The organism is Streptomyces sp. NPDC097619 (assembly GCF_040302735.1).
GTDB lineage: Bacteria > Actinomycetota > Actinomycetes > Streptomycetales > Streptomycetaceae > Streptomyces.
In genome coordinates this window covers 1-17,938 of record NZ_JBEOSD010000055.1, presented here as the reverse complement: position 1 = coordinate 17,938, position 17,938 = coordinate 1, and the positions used below count along the sequence as shown (strand labels likewise).

Sequence of the window (17,938 nt, the reverse complement as noted above, 5' to 3'; positions counted from 1 at the left end):
GGTGATGCGCCCGGGAGGGCGCGGTGGAGCGATTCCTTCCCGTTCGCCAGTCGACTCGCCCCGCGAGGGCCAGGGATCACCGGTTCGGCCCAGGTCACGTGTGGTCCTCTCGACGCGCGCATTCGCCGGACCTGTCCCAGGCTGTGACCGGATGCGAAAGGAGGCACCACGCGATGCCTACTCTGTGCAAGCCCACGGTGTCCGTGCCCGAGCACGTGATCACCATGGAGCAGACGCTCGACCTGGCCCGCTCCGTCCACGCCGACCACCCGCAGCTCGACCTGGCACTGCGGTTGATCCGCAACACCGGGGTCGAGAAGCGGCACATCGTGCGTCCGATCGAGGAGACGCTGCTCCATCCCGGTTTCGAGCACCGGAACGCCACGTACGTGACCGAAGCGAAGGCGCGGGTGCCCGCCGTGGTGCGGGGGGCCCTGGAGTCCGCGGAGCTGAAGCCCTCCGACATCGACGTGATCGTCTACGTGTCCTGCACGGGCTTCATGATGCCCTCGCTGACCGCGTGGATGATCAACAAGATGGGGTTCCGGTCGGACTGCCGGCAGGTTCCCATAGCGCAGTTGGGCTGCGCGGCGGGTGGCGCGGCCATCAACCGGGCGCACGACTTCTGCATCGCCTACCCGGGGGCCAACGCCCTCATCGTCGCCTGCGAGTTCTGCTCGCTGTGCTACCAGCCGACGGACCTGGACGTGGGCAACCTGCTCTCGAACGGCCTGTTCGGGGACGGGGTGGCGGCGGCGGTGGTCCGCGGTCGCGGGGGCACGGGGGTGGAGCTCCAGCGCAACGGCTCCTACCTGGTGCCGGACACCGAGGACTGGATCGCGTACGACGTCCGCTCGACGGGATTCCACTTCCGGCTGGACCGGCGGGTGCCGGGCACGATGGAGCCACTGGCTCCGGCCCTGCAGGAACTGGCCGGACACCACGGGTGGAACGCGGCCGACCTGGACTTCTACATCGTCCACGCGGGTGGTCCGCGGATCCTGGACGACCTGAGCCGGTTCCTCGGCGTCCCGCCGGAGGCGTTCCGGTTCAGCCGGGCCACGCTCACCGAGTACGGGAACATCGCGAGTGCGGTGGTGCTGGACGCGCTGCGGCGCATGTTCGAGGAGGGCGGCGCTCCGGACACGGCGCGCGGCCTGCTGGCCGGCTTCGGGCCGGGCATCACGGCGGAGATCACCCTGGGACGCTGGACCGACCCGGAGGAACGGGAGCTGGCGGCCATGATGAGGGAACGGGAGTCCCTGCATGTCGACTGAGACCGCGGACCCCGGCACCGGTGCCGGTGCCGGTGCCGGTGCCGGCACGGGCGGTTGTCCGGTCGGGCACGCCACGGCGGCCGGGGAGCGCCCGATGCCGCCGGTGCGTTCCTGGCCGGCGCTGGACCTGTTCGGGACGGAGTTCGACCCGGTGCTGGCCGGTCTGATGCGGGAGGGTCCGGTGACCCGCATCAAGCTGCCGAACGGTGACGGCTGGGCGTGGATGGTGTCGGCGTACGAGGACGTGCGGACGGTCACGAACGACCGGCGGTTCAGTCGGAGGGCCGTGGTGGACCACAACGTCACCCGGTTGGCCCCGCACTTCATCCCGGTGGACGGGGCGGTGGGCTTCGAGGACCCGCCCGACCACACGCGGCTGCGGCGGGCGGTGGCGCCCGCCTTCACGACCAAGGGGGTGGAGCAACTGCGGTCCCGGGCCCGGGAGATGCTGGACGAGCTGGTGGACGGCATCCTGCGGGACGGTCCTCCCGCGGACCTGACGGAGCGGTTGCTGGCGCCGTTCCCGCTGGCGGTGGTGTGCGAGCTGATGGGCGTGCCCGCCGCGGACCGGCCCCGGTTGCACGAGTGGACCACGCTGATCCTGTCCTCCAGCGCGGGCGCGGGGCGCAGCGAGGCCGCGAAGGACGAGATGTGCGCCTACTTCGCGGAGCAGTTGCGGGAGCGCGGCGCCGAGGGCGGCGAGGACGTCCTCGGTCTGCTGAGCACGGCGATCGCGGCCGGGGAGGTGACCGCCTCGGAGGCGGTGGGTCTGGCCCTGCTGATCCAGATCGGCGGGGAGGCCGTCACCAACAACACCGGGAACATGCTGTACCTGCTGTTGAGCCGGCCGGAGCTGGCGGACGCGCTGCGGGCGGATCCGGGGCTGCGGCCGTCCGCGCTGGACGAGTTGCTGCGGTACATCCCGCACCGCTCGGCGGTGGGTCTGTCGCGGATCGCGATGGAGGACGTGACGGTGGCCGGGCACACGATCCTGGCGGGCGAGGCGGTGTACGTCTCCTACCTGGCGGCGAACCGGGATCCGGAGGTCTTCCCCGATCCGGAGGAGATCCGGCTGGACCGGAACCCCAATCCGCACGTGTCCTTCGGGTACGGGCCGCACTACTGCCTGGGCGGGATGCTGGCCCGGCTGGAGTCGGAGCTGATGGTGGACGCCCTGCTGGACCGGTTCCCCGGGCTGGCCCTCGCCGTTCCGGAGGCGGAACTGCGGTGGCGGCCGGGGGCGTTGATCCGGGGGCCCGAGGGATTGCCGGTGACCTGGTGACGGTGTTCGCGCGCTCCCCCGACGGCCTGCTGGTGCCCGCCGGGCACGGTCGGACCCTGACGACCCCGGCGCAGGAGGTGACGTTCAAGGTCACCGGCGAGCATTCGCGGGTGGCCTCCAGTTTCGAGGTGGTGGTGCCGCCCGGGTTCGACGTGGGCGCGCACGTGCACGCGCACAGCGAGGAGCTGTTCTACGTGCTGGAGGGCGAGCTGGAGGTGCTGGCCTTCGAGCCGCGGATCCGGACCCGGGACGACTGGCACGGCTGGCGGTCGCCCACGGGGCGGGGGCCGGTGCGGGCCGGTCCGGGCACGGTGATCGTGGTGCCGCCGGGTTGTCCGCACGCCTTCGCGAACCGGTCGGGCGAACCGGCGCGGATGTTCTTCCAGTCCTCGCCGCCGCCGGACCACGAGCGGTACTTCGAGGAGCTGTTCGCGATCCTGGGCGCGGACGGACCGGTGGACGAGGCGGCCGTGGTGGCGCTCCGCGACCGCTACGACATCGAGCAGTTGACGCCGCTGCGGCACGGCCCGTCGGACCGGGAGCTGCGGACGGGCGGGGTGCCGGGTCCCTGACCCCGCCCGTGGCGGAAGCCGATGCGCGGTTCCTGTGGCCGGTCCCCCGAGGACCGGCCACGGGCGCGCGTGGGGGGTGGGATGCGCCGCCGGCGGGTGGGGCCGCCGGTCAGTAGGCGCCGAAGACGTTGTCGATGGAGCCGTAGCGGTCCGCCGCGTAGTTGCAGGCGGCCGTGATGTTGGCGACCGGGTCGAAGGAGTCCGTGGACGTGCCCGGCACGTGGTAGGCCCGGAAGGTCGGGTCGATGACCTGGAGCAGGCCCTTAGAGGGGGTGCCCGCGACGGCGTTGGAGTCCCAACCGTTGATGGCGAGGGGGTTGCCGGAGGACTCGCGCATGACGTTGCGGTGGATGCCCTCGTAGGTGCCGGGGATGCCGTGGCGGGCCATGACCGACAGGGATTCGCGGATCCAGCCGTCGAGGGTGTCGGGGTAGGACGCGGCGGCGGGGGCGGTGCGGACGGCGGAGCGGTCGGCGCGGGCGCCCGCTTCGGCCCGGTCCTGGACGGCCACGGCCGCGGACTTCGCCGGGTTGGTGCTTCCGATCGTCAGCTTGAGACCGGGGCGGATCGCCGCCGGGTCATTGCCGATCACGTTCCGGTTGTCCTTGTAGAGGCGCTTCCAGCCGCCTTCCAGATCATGCTTTCCGGCGATTCCGGAAAGGGATTCCCCGGCGGCCACGGAATGGGTGGTGACCCCCTTCACGGCCTGCACGGCGGCGGGCGCGGCGGCGGGCAGGGCCGTGACGGCGGCGGGGACGGCCTGCGGTACCACCGCGCCCGCGGGGGCCGCTCCGAACAGCGGGAGGGCCAGGGCGGCGCCCCCGGTGCCGACGGCGGCCACGCGCCGGGCGAGGAGGGTGCGCTGGACACGACGGTGCTTGCCACGTGCGGGCATGGGTGTTCCTCTCCTGCGCCTACGAGGTGAGCTGTCGGGTTCGGGCAGGAGCTGCCCGGCCGCGCGGACGCGGCTTCACCCCGAGCCGCCCCGGATGCGGGACGGCGGCGTACCTGGGTCCCCCGCTCCTGCCGTGGTCGGGTGGTGGTCGGACTCCGGGCGGCGGCAGGACTCGGCGTTCCGTCCGGAGTGAGTGACGGTGACGCTAAGGGAAAGCTCGGGAACGGAACAAGACTTGAATTCTCGAATTCTCCGACAATGATCTTCGAGAATGAATTCGATCAATTCCGCTTGCCATTTCTGTCGGCCAACTGCGGCGCGCGGGAACGGAATCGGGGCGCGGCGATCGACCGGGGCGGGGATGTCCCGTGACCGACATCACGAGCCGGAACGATTCCTTACATGAACTGCCAAAACGCCCATTCGACCCATCGTGCCCCCGCGGCGCGCGCTTCGGGGATGCTGGCCCCGGAGAGCGCGCCGCCGGGTCCGGCCGCGCGCACGGACCGGCGGATCGACGGACCGGCGGATCGACGGAGGGGTGCGGGATGACGGAGCGCGAACGGGCCGGGACGGCGGCGGGGCGGGAGCCGGGCGCGGACGGAGCGGGCGGCCCCGGGACGGACGGCGGGCGACCCGCCGTCCGGGTGGAACAGGAGGGGCCGGTGTTCACGGTGGTCCTCGACCGGCCGGACCGCCGCAACGCCGTGGACGGGCCCACCGCGGAGCTGCTGGCCGCGGCCTTCCGCGCCTTCGAGGCCGACGAGGACGCGGCGGTCGCGGTGCTCTGGGGCGCGGGCGGCACCTTCTGCTCCGGTGCCGACCTCAAGGCGGTGGGCACCTCCCGCGGCAACCGGGTCACGGCGGACGGCGACGGTCCGATGGGGCCGACCCGGATGGAGCTCGGCAAGCCCGTGATCGCCGCGATCTCGGGGCACGCCGTCGCGGGGGGCCTGGAACTGGCCCTCTGGTGCGACCTGCGAGTGGCCGAGGAGGATTCCGTGTTCGGGGTGTACTGCCGTCGCTGGGGCGTCCCGCTCATCGACGGCGGCACGGTCCGGCTGCCCCGGCTGATCGGCGAGAGCCGCGCCATGGACCTGATCCTGACCGGCCGCCCCGTGCCGGCGACCGAGGCCCACGCCATCGGCCTGGTCAACCGGCTCGTCCCGCCGGGCCGGGCCCGGGAGGCCGCCGAGGCCCTGGCGCGAGAGATCGCCGCCTTCCCGCAGACCTGCCTGCGCCAGGACCGGCTCTCCGCCCGGGGGCAGCACGGGCTCCCCGAGGCAGAGGCCCTGCGCCGGGAGTACGCGCACGGCCTGGTGCCGCTGGAGGCGGGCGAGACCGGCGCGGGGGCCCGCCGCTTCGCCGAGGGCGCGGGCCGGCACGGCACCTTCGGGGACTGAGGCCCGCCGGCGAACGGCCGGCCGCGGAACGGCGCCCGAGGGAGGCGGGGGTGCTGAGGCGCGGGGCGGGGCTCACCGCGGGGGAGGCCGCCCGTCAGCCGCCGTGCGCCGTGTCGATCACGCAGAAGCGGTTGCCCTCGGGGTCGGCGAGGACCACGAAGTCCGGGTCCTCCGGGTACAGGTCCCAGTCCACCCGCACCGCCCCCAGGGCGATCAGGCGCTCGATCTCGGCGGCCTGCTCCGCGGCGTCGGCCGCGTACAGGTCCAGGTGCGACCGCGGGTGCTCCCGGACCGGGGTCTCGCTCACCCCGAGGGCGAGCTGGGGCCCCTGCCCGCGGGCGGGCACCAGCACCGCCCAGCCGTCCTCCACCTCGTCCCGCGGCACGTAGTCGAGGGCCGCCCCCCAGAAGGCCACCGCGCGCGGCAGGTCGGAGACGCCCATGACGAAGGATCCGATGCTCACCATGGGGCGAGTCAATCAGACGGCCCCGCGGCCGGGTCGCGTTGGGCCGTCCGCGTGAGCGGAACCTCCGCCCCCGGCCCCGCTCCCCCGCCCCGTCGCACCCGGGCGGTGGGGTGGCGGGATGCACCTCCCCCGCCGCGGCCTGCTGCTGGGCGCCGCGGGCGCCGTCCTCGCCGGGGCCGCGCCCCGCCGGCGCGCCGCCCCCGGGCCCCCGTACCCCGCCCTCGCCGCCGGGCTGGACGGGCGGACCGTCCTGCCCGGGGACGCGGAGTACGGCGAGGCCCGGCAGTCCTTCCAGCCTCGGTTCGACGGGGCCGCCCCGGGCGCGGTGGTCTATCCCGCGCACGAGCGCGACGTGGCCGAGTGCCTGGGCTTCGCCCGCAGGTACGGGGTCCCGGTGACGGCCCGGGGCGGCGGGCACTCGTACGCGGGCAGGTCCACCGGCCCCGGCCTGGTGCTGGACCTCGGCGCGCTGGCCGCGATCGACACCGGCACGGGCACGGCGCGGGTGGGGGCCGGGGTCCGGCTCGGGGAGCTGCACGCCCGGCTGGCGGCGAGCGGGGCGGTGCTGCCCGCGGGGTCGTGCCCGTCGGTGGGCATCGCCGGGCTGGCGCTGGGCGGTGGGCTGGGGATGGCCTCCCGGGCGCACGGCACGACCAGTGACCGGCTCACCGGCGCCCGGGTGGTGACCGCGGACGGGATCGTGCGGGAGGTCGGTGCGGAGGACGACGCGGAGCTGTTCTGGGCGCTGCGCGGCGGGGGCGGCGGGAACTTCGGGGTGGTGACGGAGTTCCGGTTCCGCACGGCCCCGACCCCGGCCGCGGACTGCGCCTTCGCCGAGCTGCACTGGTCGTGGCGGGACACGGCGGCGGTGCTGCGGGGGTGGCAGCGGTGGCTTGCGGAGCTGCCCGACCCGTACTGGTCGCAGGTGGAGTTCACGGTGTCGGGTCCGGGAGCTCCGGGCGCCCCCGCGGTCCGGGTGGTGTGCCTGGACGGCCGGCGGGAGGCGGAGGGGGCGCTGTCCCGGCTGACGGACCTGGTGGGTACGGACCCCCGGGATCGGTGGGTGACGAGCCGCGGCTACGCGGACACCGTGCGGCTGTTGGCGGGTTGCGCGGACCGCGCCCCGCGGGAGTGCCGTCTGCCGGGCGACCTGCCGGGCCGGGACCCCGGGGGCCTGCTGACGCGGTCCGACCACGCGGCCCGCTCCGACTTCTGGCGGCCCGGCGGTCTGGGCCCGGACGCCGTGGAGGCGGTGCTGCGGGCGGTGAGCGGGTACGCCGGGACGGTCCCGGCGGGCGGGACGGGCGTGGTGCAGTTCGACGGGGTGTGCGGCGGGGCCGTGAACCGGCCCGCGCCCGGGGACACCGCCTTCGCGCACCGCGACAGCGGGTTCCTGGGCCAGTACCTCGTCCACTGGACCCAGGAGGCCGGCCCCGCCGAGCGGGCCGCGCACCGGGCCTGGCTGGACGGACTGTGGCGGGACCTGCGGCCGTGGGCGAGCGGGACGGCCTACCAGAACTACCTGGACCCCGAGCTGTCCGACTGGGCGCGCTCCTACTACGGGGCGAACCTCCCCCGCCTCGTGGCGGTGCGCCGACGGTACGACCCTGAGGGCCTGTTCAGCTCGCCCCAGTCGATCGCAGCAGCTTCCCCGGGCGCGGGTAGGTCCGGGTCTGCTTGACGCTGCCGAAGGCGAAGCTCGACTCGATGGAGGCGATGCCGGGGATGGCGTGGATCCGGGTGCGCACCAGGACCTCGTACGCCTCCAGGCTCTCGATCACGATGCGGAGCAGGTAGTCGCTGCTGCCCGCCATCAGGTAGCAGTCCTGGATGTGCTCGATGCGGCCCACCTCCTCCTCGAAGACGCGGACGGCGTCTCCGGTGTGGCGCTCCAGGCGGATCCGCACGAAGACGGTGATCGGCAGGCCGAAGGCCGACTGGTCCACCATCGCCGTGTAGCCGCGGATCAGACCGGCCTCCTCCAGGCGGCGGACGCGGCGCAGGCAGGGCGAGGGCGAGAGTTGGACCCGGTCGGCCAGGTCCTGGTTGGAGAGCCGCCCGTCGGCCTGGAGTTCGTGGATGATCCGGAAATCGACCCCGTCCATGGGGATACCTGCCCGTTCGTGATCGTTGCTGCCCTTTTCCGGCGGTTCCGTCCGTCTCCGGTTCCGGTCACGGCCGATTATTGGCAGATTCTGCCCCACGGAGGCCGCTGAGGGGCAGAACTGGCAATCGGCTGCCCTGGCCGAGGGTCTAGCGTTGCCGAAGGAGCGGTCGCCGCCCGTGTCATCGGACCGGAGCCCTCCCGCGCCCGCCGTCCCCGCTCCCCATCGCATCGCATCGCATCGCATCCACGCCGTACCCGGCGCCGCGCCTCCGCTCCCCGCCGCACCCTCGCGCGTACCCACACCCGCACCGCCGCCCTGCCTTCGACCGGTCCGGTCCGCTCCGCGCTGCCCCGGCCCGCCCGGGGCCGCGCCGGTTCGGACCCGGCCCGGGTGGCGTCGGGGCGGCCCGTCCCCACCCGGGAGGAACCACCGTGACCCGTACCGCCGACGCCCGCTCGGGCCCGCACGGGCCGGACGGCACCGCCGGACGCTCCGCGCGGGCGGCGGGCCTGGTCGCCCTGGCCCTCACCGTCGTGATCTGGGCCGGCTTCGCGCTCAGCGCCCGCGCCCTGGGCTCCTCCACGCTGCTGCCCGCCGACGCGGCCCTGCTGCGGTACGGCGTCCCACTGCTGGTCCTGGCGCCCGCGCTGTGGCGCCGGCGGCGCCTGATCGCCGCGGTCCGCCCGGCCGCGGCCCTCAAGGTGGCCTGCGGGGCCGGGGTGCCCTTCTTCCTCGCCGCCATGCAGGGCGGCTCCCTCACCTCGGCGGCCTTCGTCGGCTCGCTGGTCCCGGGGCTGGTGCCGCTGTTCGTGGCCGCGCTCGCGGTCGCCGGCGGTCGGGGCCTGCCCCACCGCGCGCAGGGCGTCGGCCTGGCCCTGATCGCCACCGGCGCGGTCGCCCTGGTGTGGCGGTACCTGCTGCCGGTGGACGGCGGGATGCTGGCGGGCTCGGGGCTCCTGCTGGTGGCGAGCGGCCTGTGGGCCCTGTACACGGTCGGGCTGCGGGAGGTCGGGCTGGATCCGGTGGGCTCCATCGGGCTGCTGTGCCTGCCCTCCTTCGTGGTGATCGGCCTGCTGGCCCTCACCGGCGTGCTGCCCACGGCCCTGGACCGGGCCGCCGGATCCGACGTCCTGCTCTTCCTGGTCGTGCAGGGGCTGGGCGTCGGTCTGTGCGCCGGGCTGCTGTACGCCTTCGCGATCCGCACGGTCGGTGCCGAGCGGAGCTCCGTGGTGGGCAGCCTCAGCCCGGTCCTGGTGGTCCTCCTCGCGGTGCCGCTGCTCGGCGAGACCCCCACCCCGGCGGTACTGGTCGGGGTGCTCCTGATCACGGCCGGGGTGTTCCTGGCCAACCGGCGCCCCGGGACCCGGACCGCCCCCTCCGCCGACCGACCCACCGCAGGCCGACCCGCCGCGGGCACCGCGCCCACGCCCCCACCCGCCGCGGCCCCCGATCCCACCATCCCCTCGCCCGTCCCGGCGTCCTCCGCGTCTCCCGCGTCCGTTGCCGCGTCCCCCGCGTCCGTTCCGGCCGCCGTTCCCGTCCCCGCCGCCGTCCCGCGTTCCGAGGTGTCCGCCGATGCTTGAGCTGCTCACTCCCCCGCCCGTCGACCCGCTGTGGGACCTCGCCGCCGCCTACGCCGCCGACCCGCGGCCCGAACGCCTGAACCTGGTCCTCGGGGTGTACCGCGACGCCGAGGGCACCACCCCGGTGATGGCCGCCGTCCGGGAGGCCGAGGCACGGCTGGCGGAACGATCCGCCTCCAAGGAGTACCGGGGACTGTCGGGGAACCTCGCCTTCAACCGGGCGATGCTCGCGACCGTGCTGGGCACCCCGGGGCTGACCGGCCGGGCCGCGGCCGTGCAGACCGTCGCGGGCACCGGTGCCCTCCGGCTGCTCGCGGACCTCATCTGCCGCACCCGGCCGGGCACCACGGTGTGGATCAGCGATCCGGCGTACGTCAACCACCGGCCGATCATGGAGGCCGCCGGGCTGACCGTGCGCACCTACGGCTGGGCGGACCCCGCCGGGCGCTTCGACGAGGAGGCCCTGCTGCGGGACCTGGCGGACGCGGGGCGCGGGGACGTGGTGCTGCTGCAGGGCTGCTGCCACAACCCCACCGGGGTGGACCCCACCCCGCGCGCCTGGGACGCGCTGGCCGCCCTCGCCGAGCGCGACGGCTGGGTGCCGCTGGTGGACCTCGCCTACCACGGGCTCGGCGACGGCCTCGAAGCGGATCTGGCACCCACCCGGATGCTGGCCCGACGGCTGCCGGAGATGCTGATCGCCGTCAGCTGCTCCAAGAACTTCGGCCTGTACAGCGACCGCACGGGCTGCGCGATCGTGCTCGGCTCCTCCACCCGGGCCCTCGGCCACGCGGAGACCGCCCTCCAGAACGCGGCCCGCACCCTCTACTCGATGCCCCCCGAGCACGGCGCGGCGGTGGTGACGACCGTGCTGGAGGACGCGGCGCTGCGTCGCACCTGGCGGGCCGAACTCGACGCGATGCGCGCTCGAGTGACGGACAACCGGGCCGAACTCGCCGCCCTGTTGGCCTCGCTGGGCCACGGGGAGCAGGCGGGCACAGTGGCCCTCCAGAAGGGCATGTTCTCGATGCTGCCGTTGACCGCCCCTCAGATGACGCGCCTGCGCACGGAGTTCGCGGTCTACGGCACGGACGCGGGCCGGATCAACATCGCGGGGCTGCCCGGGCACCGGGTCCCGTACCTGGCGCACGCCGTCGGAGCGGTCCTGGGCGGCTGACCAGCGACGGCGCACCGGGCGCGGGCGGTGACCCCCCGGCGGCGGGCTTCCGGTCGTGTGATCGGATGGGGGCATGACGAGGACCCTCTACCTGTTCTGCTCCGCCGCCCCGCCCGTGTTCGACGTGGCCCGGGTCATCGAGGCGGCCCAGTCCCGCGGCTGGGACGTGTGCCTCGGGCTCACCCCCACGGCCGCGGGCTGGCTGGCGCAGAGCCTGGACGGTCTCGCCGTGCTCACCGGGCACCCGGTGCGCTGGCAGTACCCGCACCCGGCCGAGGCGGACACCTGGCCGCGCGCGGACGCCGTGCTGCTGGCCCCGGCGACCTTCCACACGGTGAACGCCTGGGCGCAGGGCCTCACCGACCGGTACGTGGTCGGGGTGGTGGCCGAGGGGCTCGGCGCGGGCCTGCCGATGGTGGCGGTGCCCTGCCTGAACGAGGCCCTGGCCCGGCATCCGCAGTTCGACCGCAGCGTGGCCCTGCTGCGCACGGCGGGGGCCCAGTTGCTGTACGGGGAGGAGGTGCCGCGCGCCGCTCAGGGCGCGGCGGAACCGCCGGCGGGCTCCCCGCAGGTCTTCCCGTGGGAGGCGGCCCTGGACGCCGTGGACGCGAAGGTCCCGGCGGGCTGAGCCGTGCGGCCCGCTCCGGGCCGTTCGGGACGCCGTCCCGGTCGGTCCCGGCCGGCGCGGGCGGCCGTCCCGGTCAGCGCGGGCGGCCGTCCCGGGCCCGCAGCGTGAGGGCACCGGCCGCGACGACGGTGACGCCCGCGGCCATGAAGGCCCCGCGGGACCGCCACGACAGCACCGACCAGCGGGACTGCGCGGACAGCAGGGAGCCCACGCTCATCCAGGAGGCGGTGGAGAGCGCGGACAGGGCCGATCCGATGGATCCGGCCGACAGGACCGAGCCCACCGACCCGACGGAGAGCACGGAACCCACGGAGCCCACCGACAGGACCGAGCCCACCGATCCGATGGAGAGCACGGAGTCCTTCGACCAGAGGGAGTAGGCGGAGGCGCCGTCCCCGCACCACGGATTCGCTGACGCGTTCGGTCCGTTCATGGGGGCATCCTGCCAGAGCCCGGCCCTCCTGGTGCGGGGACGGGCCCACCGGCCCGCGCCGGTGGCACGGCCGAACCGTCACCCTCCGGGTCCACCGCCTCGCACTCCCCGTTCGAGACCTTCCGTTCGAGCGTTCCGTTCGAGTTGTCCGTTCGAGACCCGGACGGCCTTCACCCCGTGGGCGCAGTGTGTGGGCCGAAGGCCGGAGCCCCGGGTGGCAGTTGGGTGACGGTCCACGTGTGGTGCCCACCACGGCGTGCCGCGATCGGTTCTAACTGGTGGGGTCAACTCGCGCTTCTCTGCGGAGGAACCCTCTTGCCGTCTTTGCGCAGCACGTCCTCGGCCCTCGTCGTCGTGGCCGTCACCGCTTCCTGTCTCGTCCCCGCCGTGCCGGCTCTGGCCGACGCGCAGGGCATCCGCTTCTCGCAGCCGTACGTCCCCTCGATCGCGCCCGGCCAGTCCGGGCGCGTGGTGATCGTGGCCGACAACGGCGCCGAACCGGAGGTCAGTTCGACCTTCCGGATCTCGGCTCCGGAGTGGACCACCTTCCCCGAGGCCCGGTTCTACTGGGACGGGCGCCGTTCCGCCGAGCCATGTACGCGGTCCGCGGACGCGCGCTCCCTGACCTGCGAGGCGGGGACCCGTGCCGGGTTCGCCTTCGCGGCCCAGGCGCAGACCCGGCTCGGGGTCACGGTCAAGGTGGACCCGGCGGCGCCGAAGGGGACCACCCTCGGCGAGGGCGAGTGGTCCACGGGCACGGGTGACACGGTCCTGTTCGCGGTGGCCACCCCGCTCACGGGCCCGAAGGGCGAGAAGGGCGAGAAGGGCGACCACGGTGAACCCGGCAAGCCGGGCAAGCACGGTCAGCACGGCAAGCCCGGCCCCAAGGGCGAGAAGGGCGACCGCGGCGACAAGGGCGACCGCGGGGACCAGGGCGCCCCCGGCGAGAAGGGCGAGAAGGGCGACAAGGGCGACAAGGGTCACCAGGGGCACAAGGGCCCCAAGGGCGACCGCGGCGACACCGGTCCCGAGGGCCCGCAGGGCCCGCGCGGCGAGAAGGGCGACACCGGCCCGGCCGGCGGCCCCAAGGGCGACAAGGGTGACAAGGGCGACCGCGGTGACCGTGGCCCCAAGGGCGAGCCCGGCACCCGTGGTCCGCAGGGTCACCAGGGCCCCGAGGGCCCGGAGGGTCCCCGTGGCGAGAAGGGCGACCGGGGTCCGGCCGGTGGGCCGAAGGGCGACAAGGGCGACCGGGGTGACCGCGGTCCGGCCGGTCCGCAGGGGCCGAAGGGCGACAAGGGACACCCGGGCCCCAAGGGTGACAAGGGCCACCCCGGCGAGCGCGGGCCGAAGGGCGACAAGGGGCACCAGGGACACCCGGGCGAGCGCGGCCCGAAGGGTCACCCGGGCGACCGCGGCCCCGCCGGTCCGCAGGGCCCGAAGGGCGACCGCGGCCCGAAGGGCGAGAAGGGTGACAAGGGGCACCAGGGCGACAAGGGCCACTGCAAGTGCGACGCGAAGCCGGGCAAGCCGCAGAAGCCCGGTAAGCCGCACGAGCCCAACAAGCCGGAGAAGCCCGCGCACAAGCACCCGCAGGCGCGGGTGACGACCTCGCACGGGGAGCTGAAGATCCGCTCCGGCCCGAGCACCGGTCACGCCAAGCAGGGCAAGCTGGCGGACGGCGCCGTGGTCGGCGTCCAGTGCAAGGCCACGGGCGAGAAGGTCGACGGCAACGCCCTCTGGTACAAGCTCGCCGACGGCCGTGGCTGGATCGCGGCCCGCTACGCGGAGAACCTGAACAAGGTCCCGTTCTGTTCCTGATGGGGCGCGGCTGCTCCTGACCGGGTCCGTCCCGGCCGCTCCGGCGGCCGGGACGGACCCGTTTCCGCGCACGGCGGCAACGACGACAGCTCTGACTCTGACTCCGGCTCCGGCTCTAGCTCCACGCCGACCGGAGTGGTCGCCGAGGGCTCAGTCCAGCCAGAGGCCGTCACGCATGAGGAGGCGACCGCGGAGTTCCGGCTCGCCGTGCCAGGCGCGGACCGTCCGGGGCGCGATGCGCAGGTAGGTGTAGGGGGCGGCGGCCCGTCGCGGGTCCCAACCGAACAGGGCCGCGTACGCGTCGGCCCCCTCCTCGGGTACCGCGCCGGCCTCCTCGGGGCCGAAGCATGCGGCCTCGCCCTCCATGAGGACGACGTCGTAGCTGTGCGGCAGGGAGAGTCGTACCCGGGGCTCGGCACGGGCGTTGCGGACGGTCGGCGAGTCCGCGCGGGTGCAGGCCCAGACGGCCGTGCCGTCCCAGCGGAACCACAGCGGCAGCAGGTGCGGGCCGTGTTCGGGGTGGGAGGTGGCCAGCCACAGGTCCCGTTCCGTGCCGAGCCGTTCCAAGGTGTCGCTCCGACGCTCGGCCCGGGTCCGCACCCGCCGCGCCCGGCCCGTCTCCGCCGCCGTCCCCGCCCCTGTCCCCGCCGTGGCGTCGGCCGCTGTCTCCGTGGTGTCGTTCATGATCGGAAACCTAGGCGGAGGGGCTCCGGGGCGCATCGGGCCGCGGCCCTACGGCGCGGGTCCGAGGTGCGGGTCCGTCCCGGGGCGGAGGCCCCTGCCGGGGCCTCGGACCGGCCTTCGAGGCCCGCTCCCGCCCCCGCCCCTCCTCCCCCCACCGTGAGCATCAGTAGGTGACCGTGATGCGGCGGGCCGGGCCGTCCACCCGGACGGGGCCGCCGTAGGGGATGACCTGTTGCGGGTCGGTGTGCCCGAAGTCCACGTCGAAGACGGCCATCGCGTCGGGCGCGTACGTCCCCAGGGCCCGCAGGACCGCCTCCCGCTGCTCTTCGGCGTACTGCCGTTTGGCCGGGCCGGTGAGCGGTCGTTCGAAGGACCAGCACTTGGGTCGGGCCATGAGCAGGGCGGGGAATCGTTCCAGCAGGCCGCGCTCCCCCATGTTGCGGAGGATCCGGAAGACCTCTTCGGCGCGGGGCAGTTCCTCGGAGGTCTCCAGGAAGAGGACGCGTCCCTCGTAGGCGGCCGGATCGGGCTCGATCTCGCGGTCGGCCATCAGCAGCCAGGCCAGGATCTCCAGGTTGCCGCCCCAGGCGCGGCCTTCGACCACCCGGTCCGGCCGGTGCCAGGTCCAGCCGGCGGCGGGTTCGGAGGCCGGCTCCTGCGCGAAGGTGGCGGGGTCGCCCCAGTCCCGGTCAGTGTCGCGGTACCGCTCGGCGGGCCGCAGTTCGTGGGGGCCGGAGGTGAAGAGGGCGGCCCGCAACGAGTCGGCGGTCAGCGGGTGGAGGGCGTGCGGGCGCCCGAACTCGGTCATCACCGCGCCGCCGTGGTAGCCGACGATGCCGAGGTTGTTCAGGAAGAGGAGCAGGTTCGTGTTGTCGCTGTAGCCGAAGAAGGGCTTGGGGTGGGCGCGGATCAGGTCGCGGTCGAGCAGCGGCAGCACGGTGATCTGGTCGTCGCCGCCGATGCTCGCGATGACGGCCTTGATCTCCGGGTCGGCGAAAGCGGCGTGCAGGTCGTCGGCGCGCTCCTGCGGGGTGGCGCCCATGCGGCGGGTGGCGGGGTACTCCACCGGTTCCAGCCCGAACTCGGTGCGCAGCCGCTCCAGTCCCAGCTCGAAGGGGAGCGGGAGGATCCCGGGGAGTCCGGAGGAGGGCGAGACCACGGCGACGCGGTCCCCCGGTACGGGCTTGGGCGGGGCGACGGGGGCGGGGGCGGTGCCGCCGGCGACGGGCGCGGGTTCGATCATGCGGTCAGGGTAGGCGCCGGGCCACGAACCCTTCATCCGGATATCGGGCGGGCCCGGGGCCAGGACCGCGCGAGCGCGGGCGGGGGCGGGGGCGGCACGGGAGGGTGCGGGGAGGACACCGGGCACGCCGGGCACGCCGCGCTGTCCGGGGGCGCGGGGCCCGCCCGGCGCCGCGCCCGGGAAGGGGGCTGCGGGCGGGCCGCGGAATGGGCACAATCGCCTGATGAACGACGCAGACCCCTACCTCTGGCTGGAAGACGTGACCGGCGACGCCGCCCTGGACTGGGTGCGCGAGCGGAACGCCGAGACCGTCGCGGAACTGGCCTCCGATCCCGGTTTCGACCCGCTCCGCGCCGACCTGCGCGAGGTGCTGGACGCGGCGGACCGGATCCCGTACACCACCCGGCGCGGCGCCCACCTGTACAACTTCTGGCAGGACGCCCGGCACGTGCGCGGGCTGTGGCGGCGCACCACGCTGGAGGAGTACCGCACCGAGGACCCGGCCTGGGAAGTGCTGCTCGACCTGGACGCCCTGGCCGCGGACGAGGGCGAGGACTGGGTGTGGGCCGGCAGCCGGGTCCTGTACCCGGAGTACCGGCACGCACTGGTGCTGCTGTCCCGCGAGGGCGCGGACGCGGTGGTGGTGCGCGAGTTCGACCTGACCACGCGCTCCTTCGTACCCGACGGCTTCCGGGTGCCGGAGGCGAAGACGCGGATCTCGTGGATCGACCGCGACCACGTGTTCGTGGGGACGGACTGGGGTCCGGGCTCCATGACGGAGTCCGGGTACCCCCGGACGGTGCGCCGCTGGAAGCGCGGTACGCCGCTGGAGTCGGCGGAGCCGGTGCACGAGGGCGCCCACGAGGACCTGTCGGTGGCGGCCTGGCACGACCCGACGGGGGGCTTCGAACGGGACCTGCTGTCGGTGCACCGGGACTTCTGGCGCAGCGACCTCTACCTGCTGGAGCCCGGCGACGTGCTGCGCCGGATCGAGGTCCCCGAGGACGCGGACACCTCCGTGCACCGGGACCGGCTGCTGGTGTCCGTGAAGACCCCGTGGCTGGACCGGCCCGCCGGCAGCCTGCTGGCCTTCCGGCTGGACGCCTTCCTGGCGGGCGAGCGGGAGCCGGAGGTGCTGTTCACCCCCGACGAGCGGACCGCGCTGACGGGCTGGTCCTGGACCCGCAGCCACCTGGTGCTGGAGCTCCTGTCGGACGTGTCCACGCGGATCGAGGTGCTGACCCCCGGGCCGGAGGGCTGGGCGCGGCAGCCCCTGGCGGACGTACCGCCGCTGAGCACGGCCTCCCTGACCGACACCGACCCGTACACCGGGGAGGAGTACTTCCTCGACATCACCGGGCACCTGAAGCCGTCCACCCTCTACCGCGGCGAGATCGGCGGCACGAGCGAGGTGCTGCGGCAGGCGACGGTCCGCTTCGACGCGGAGGGGCTGGCGGTGGCCCAGCACTTCGCGGTGTCCGCCGACGGCACCCGGGTGCCGTACTTCGTGATCGGCCCGGCGGACCGGGAACGGCGCGGCCCGTCCCCCACGATCCTGAACGGCTACGGCGGCTTCGAGGTGTCGCTGACGCCCGCGTACAGCGCGGTCCGCGGCCGGGCGTGGCTGGCGCGCGGCGGCACGTACGTGGTGGCGAACATCCGCGGCGGCGGCGAGTACGGACCGGCCTGGCACCGCAGTGCCCTGAAGTCGGGCCGGGACCGCTCGTACGAGGACTTCGCGGCGGTGGCCGAGGACCTGGTGGCGCGCGGCATCACCACGCCCGCGCGGCTGGGGATCACGGGCGGCAGCAACGGCGGCCTGCTGATGGGGGCGATGCTGACGCGCCGCCCGGAGCTCTTCGGCGCGATCGCGGCCGCGGTCCCGCTCCTCGACATGCTGCGCTTCCACCGTCTGCTGGCCGGGGCGAGCTGGGTGGCGGAGTACGGCGACCCGGAGGACCCGACGGAACGCCCGTACCTGGAGGGCCTGTCCCCCTACCACCGCCTGCGGGCGGACGCCGCGTACCCGCCGGTCCTGCTGACGACCTCCACGCGTGACGACCGCGTCCACCCCGGCCACGCCCGCAAGACGGCCGCCCGGCTGCGGGAGCTGGGCCACCGCGTCCTCTTCCACGAGAACACGTCCGGCGGCCACAGCGGGGCGGCCGACCACGACCACATCGCCTTCAACCAGGCCCTGGTCCACACCTTCATGTGGCGGAGCCTGGGCGGGGCCGAGACCAGCGGGGCAGGAGCAGAGTCACGTCCCGCCGGCGTGTGAGGCGCGGGGGGGCCGGCGGGGCCGGGCACGGCGCGCCCCCGCCCCGCCCGCCCCCCCCCCCCCCCACCCCCCCCCCCCCCCCCCC

The 17,938-nt window shown here is 74.8% G+C and carries 16 protein-coding genes and 1 riboswitch; of the genes, 10 read left to right on the top strand and 6 right to left on the bottom strand.

All coding sequences use genetic code 11. The features are described from left to right. Positions 1 to 173: 173 nt before the first annotated feature. The 3 genes from ABTZ17_RS17180 (at position 174) to ABTZ17_RS17170 (ending at position 3,131) form a co-directional block, all read left to right on the top strand. Complete coding sequence (locus tag ABTZ17_RS17180) at positions 174 to 1,277, top strand: type III polyketide synthase (protein WP_352196449.1); 1,104 nt, start codon at positions 174 to 176, stop codon at positions 1,275 to 1,277. A 94-nt stretch (positions 1,278 to 1,371) separates the two neighbouring features. Then, entirely contained in the window at positions 1,372 to 2,559 is a 1,188-nt protein-coding gene (locus tag ABTZ17_RS17175) for a cytochrome P450 (protein WP_352196471.1), read from the top strand. Beyond that, positions 2,556 to 3,131, top strand: a complete 576-nt coding sequence (locus ABTZ17_RS17170; protein ID WP_352196448.1) for a cupin domain-containing protein — start codon at positions 2,556 to 2,558, stop codon at positions 3,129 to 3,131. The genes ABTZ17_RS17175 and ABTZ17_RS17170 overlap by 4 nt, the downstream gene beginning before the upstream one ends. A 109-nt stretch (positions 3,132 to 3,240) precedes the next feature. Here ABTZ17_RS17170 and ABTZ17_RS17165 read toward each other — a convergent pair whose 3' ends face one another. Further along, positions 3,241 to 4,026: a transglycosylase SLT domain-containing protein gene (locus ABTZ17_RS17165; RefSeq protein ID WP_352196447.1), complete on the bottom strand. Its 786-nt coding sequence runs from the start codon at positions 4,024 to 4,026 to the stop codon at positions 3,241 to 3,243. A 3-nt stretch (positions 4,027 to 4,029) separates the two neighbouring features. Beyond that, positions 4,030 to 4,180: riboswitch (cyclic di-AMP (ydaO/yuaA leader) on the bottom strand. A gap of 394 nt (positions 4,181 to 4,574) precedes the next feature. On the opposite strand from ABTZ17_RS17165, the gene ABTZ17_RS17160 reads away from it, so the two are divergent. Then, positions 4,575 to 5,429, top strand: a complete 855-nt coding sequence (locus tag ABTZ17_RS17160) for a crotonase/enoyl-CoA hydratase family protein (RefSeq protein ID WP_352196446.1) — start codon at positions 4,575 to 4,577, stop codon at positions 5,427 to 5,429. Between the two features lie 94 nt (positions 5,430 to 5,523). Here the strand turns inward: ABTZ17_RS17160 and ABTZ17_RS17155 are convergent, their stop codons facing one another. Further along, on the bottom strand, positions 5,524 to 5,895 hold the full coding sequence (locus ABTZ17_RS17155) for a VOC family protein (protein WP_352196445.1): 372 nt from the start codon (positions 5,893 to 5,895) through the stop codon (positions 5,524 to 5,526). A 118-nt stretch (positions 5,896 to 6,013) separates the two neighbouring features. On the opposite strand from ABTZ17_RS17155, the gene ABTZ17_RS17150 reads away from it, so the two are divergent. Next, positions 6,014 to 7,576 carry an FAD-binding oxidoreductase gene (locus ABTZ17_RS17150; RefSeq protein ID WP_352196444.1) on the top strand — a complete coding sequence of 521 codons (1,563 nt, stop codon included), beginning with the start codon at positions 6,014 to 6,016 and terminating at the stop codon, positions 7,574 to 7,576. Here the strand turns inward: ABTZ17_RS17150 and ABTZ17_RS17145 are convergent. Beyond that, positions 7,515 to 8,000, bottom strand: a complete 486-nt coding sequence (locus tag ABTZ17_RS17145; RefSeq protein WP_352196443.1) for an Lrp/AsnC family transcriptional regulator — start codon at positions 7,998 to 8,000, stop codon at positions 7,515 to 7,517. The two genes, ABTZ17_RS17150 and ABTZ17_RS17145, sit on opposite strands and share 62 nt — an antisense overlap. 434 nt (positions 8,001 to 8,434) lie before the next feature. Between ABTZ17_RS17145 and ABTZ17_RS17140 the strand changes: the two genes are divergently transcribed. From ABTZ17_RS17140 to ABTZ17_RS17130, 3 genes are all read left to right on the top strand, one after another. After that, the gene (locus tag ABTZ17_RS17140) at positions 8,435 to 9,586 is read left to right on the top strand and encodes a DMT family transporter (protein WP_352196442.1); all 1,152 of its coding nucleotides are present in this window, start codon (positions 8,435 to 8,437) and stop codon (positions 9,584 to 9,586) included. Next, positions 9,579 to 10,763: an aromatic amino acid transaminase gene (locus tag ABTZ17_RS17135; RefSeq protein WP_352196441.1), complete on the top strand. Its 1,185-nt coding sequence runs from the start codon at positions 9,579 to 9,581 to the stop codon at positions 10,761 to 10,763. Before ABTZ17_RS17140 ends, ABTZ17_RS17135 begins: the two co-directional genes overlap by 8 nt. Positions 10,764 to 10,836: 73 nt before the next feature. Next, positions 10,837 to 11,391 carry a flavoprotein gene (locus ABTZ17_RS17130; protein ID WP_352196440.1) on the top strand — a complete coding sequence of 185 codons (555 nt, stop codon included), beginning with the start codon at positions 10,837 to 10,839 and terminating at the stop codon, positions 11,389 to 11,391. A 73-nt stretch (positions 11,392 to 11,464) separates the two neighbouring features. On the opposite strand, the gene ABTZ17_RS17125 is transcribed toward ABTZ17_RS17130, so the two are convergent. Then, positions 11,465 to 11,824 (bottom strand): hypothetical protein, encoded by a 360-nt coding sequence (locus ABTZ17_RS17125; protein WP_352196439.1) that lies wholly within the window; start codon positions 11,822 to 11,824, stop codon positions 11,465 to 11,467. 315 nt (positions 11,825 to 12,139) lie between these two features. Between ABTZ17_RS17125 and ABTZ17_RS17120 the strand changes: the two genes are divergently transcribed. Further along, a complete protein-coding gene (locus ABTZ17_RS17120) occupies positions 12,140 to 13,645 on the top strand; it encodes an SH3 domain-containing protein (RefSeq protein ID WP_352196438.1) in 1,506 nt (501 codons plus the stop codon). A gap of 150 nt (positions 13,646 to 13,795) precedes the next feature. Here the strand turns inward: ABTZ17_RS17120 and ABTZ17_RS17115 are convergent, their stop codons facing one another. Both ABTZ17_RS17115 and ABTZ17_RS17110 read right to left on the bottom strand, forming a co-directional pair. Further along, entirely contained in the window at positions 13,796 to 14,329 is a 534-nt protein-coding gene (locus ABTZ17_RS17115) for a pyridoxamine 5'-phosphate oxidase family protein (protein WP_352196437.1), read from the bottom strand. A gap of 163 nt (positions 14,330 to 14,492) precedes the next feature. Beyond that, positions 14,493 to 15,572 carry a S66 family peptidase gene (locus tag ABTZ17_RS17110; protein ID WP_352196436.1) on the bottom strand — a complete coding sequence of 360 codons (1,080 nt, stop codon included), beginning with the start codon at positions 15,570 to 15,572 and terminating at the stop codon, positions 14,493 to 14,495. Between the two features lie 223 nt (positions 15,573 to 15,795). Between ABTZ17_RS17110 and ABTZ17_RS17105 the strand changes: the two genes are divergently transcribed. Next, positions 15,796 to 17,853 (top strand): prolyl oligopeptidase family serine peptidase, encoded by a 2,058-nt coding sequence (locus tag ABTZ17_RS17105; RefSeq protein ID WP_352196435.1) that lies wholly within the window; start codon positions 15,796 to 15,798, stop codon positions 17,851 to 17,853. Positions 17,854 to 17,938: the final 85 nt, after the last annotated feature.

Coding starts and splice junctions, on each gene's coding strand:
- ABTZ17_RS17180 (WP_352196449.1), top strand. CDS start 174: ATGCCTACTCTGTGCAAGCCCACGGTGTCCGTGCCCGAGCACGTGATC.
- ABTZ17_RS17175 (WP_352196471.1), top strand. CDS start 1,372: ATGCCGCCGGTGCGTTCCTGGCCGGCGCTGGACCTGTTCGGGACGGAG.
- ABTZ17_RS17165 (WP_352196447.1), bottom strand. CDS start 4,026: ATGCCCGCACGTGGCAAGCACCGTCGTGTCCAGCGCACCCTCCTCGCC.
- ABTZ17_RS17160 (WP_352196446.1), top strand. CDS start 4,575: ATGACGGAGCGCGAACGGGCCGGGACGGCGGCGGGGCGGGAGCCGGGC.
- ABTZ17_RS17155 (WP_352196445.1), bottom strand. CDS start 5,895: ATGGTGAGCATCGGATCCTTCGTCATGGGCGTCTCCGACCTGCCGCGC.
- ABTZ17_RS17150 (WP_352196444.1), top strand. CDS start 6,014: ATGCACCTCCCCCGCCGCGGCCTGCTGCTGGGCGCCGCGGGCGCCGTC.
- ABTZ17_RS17145 (WP_352196443.1), bottom strand. CDS start 8,000: ATGGACGGGGTCGATTTCCGGATCATCCACGAACTCCAGGCCGACGGG.
- ABTZ17_RS17135 (WP_352196441.1), top strand. CDS start 9,579: ATGCTTGAGCTGCTCACTCCCCCGCCCGTCGACCCGCTGTGGGACCTC.
- ABTZ17_RS17130 (WP_352196440.1), top strand. CDS start 10,837: ATGACGAGGACCCTCTACCTGTTCTGCTCCGCCGCCCCGCCCGTGTTC.
- ABTZ17_RS17125 (WP_352196439.1), bottom strand. CDS start 11,824: ATGAACGGACCGAACGCGTCAGCGAATCCGTGGTGCGGGGACGGCGCC.
- ABTZ17_RS17115 (WP_352196437.1), bottom strand. CDS start 14,329: ATGAACGACACCACGGAGACAGCGGCCGACGCCACGGCGGGGACAGGG.
- ABTZ17_RS17110 (WP_352196436.1), bottom strand. CDS start 15,572: ATGATCGAACCCGCGCCCGTCGCCGGCGGCACCGCCCCCGCCCCCGTC.
- ABTZ17_RS17105 (WP_352196435.1), top strand. CDS start 15,796: ATGAACGACGCAGACCCCTACCTCTGGCTGGAAGACGTGACCGGCGAC.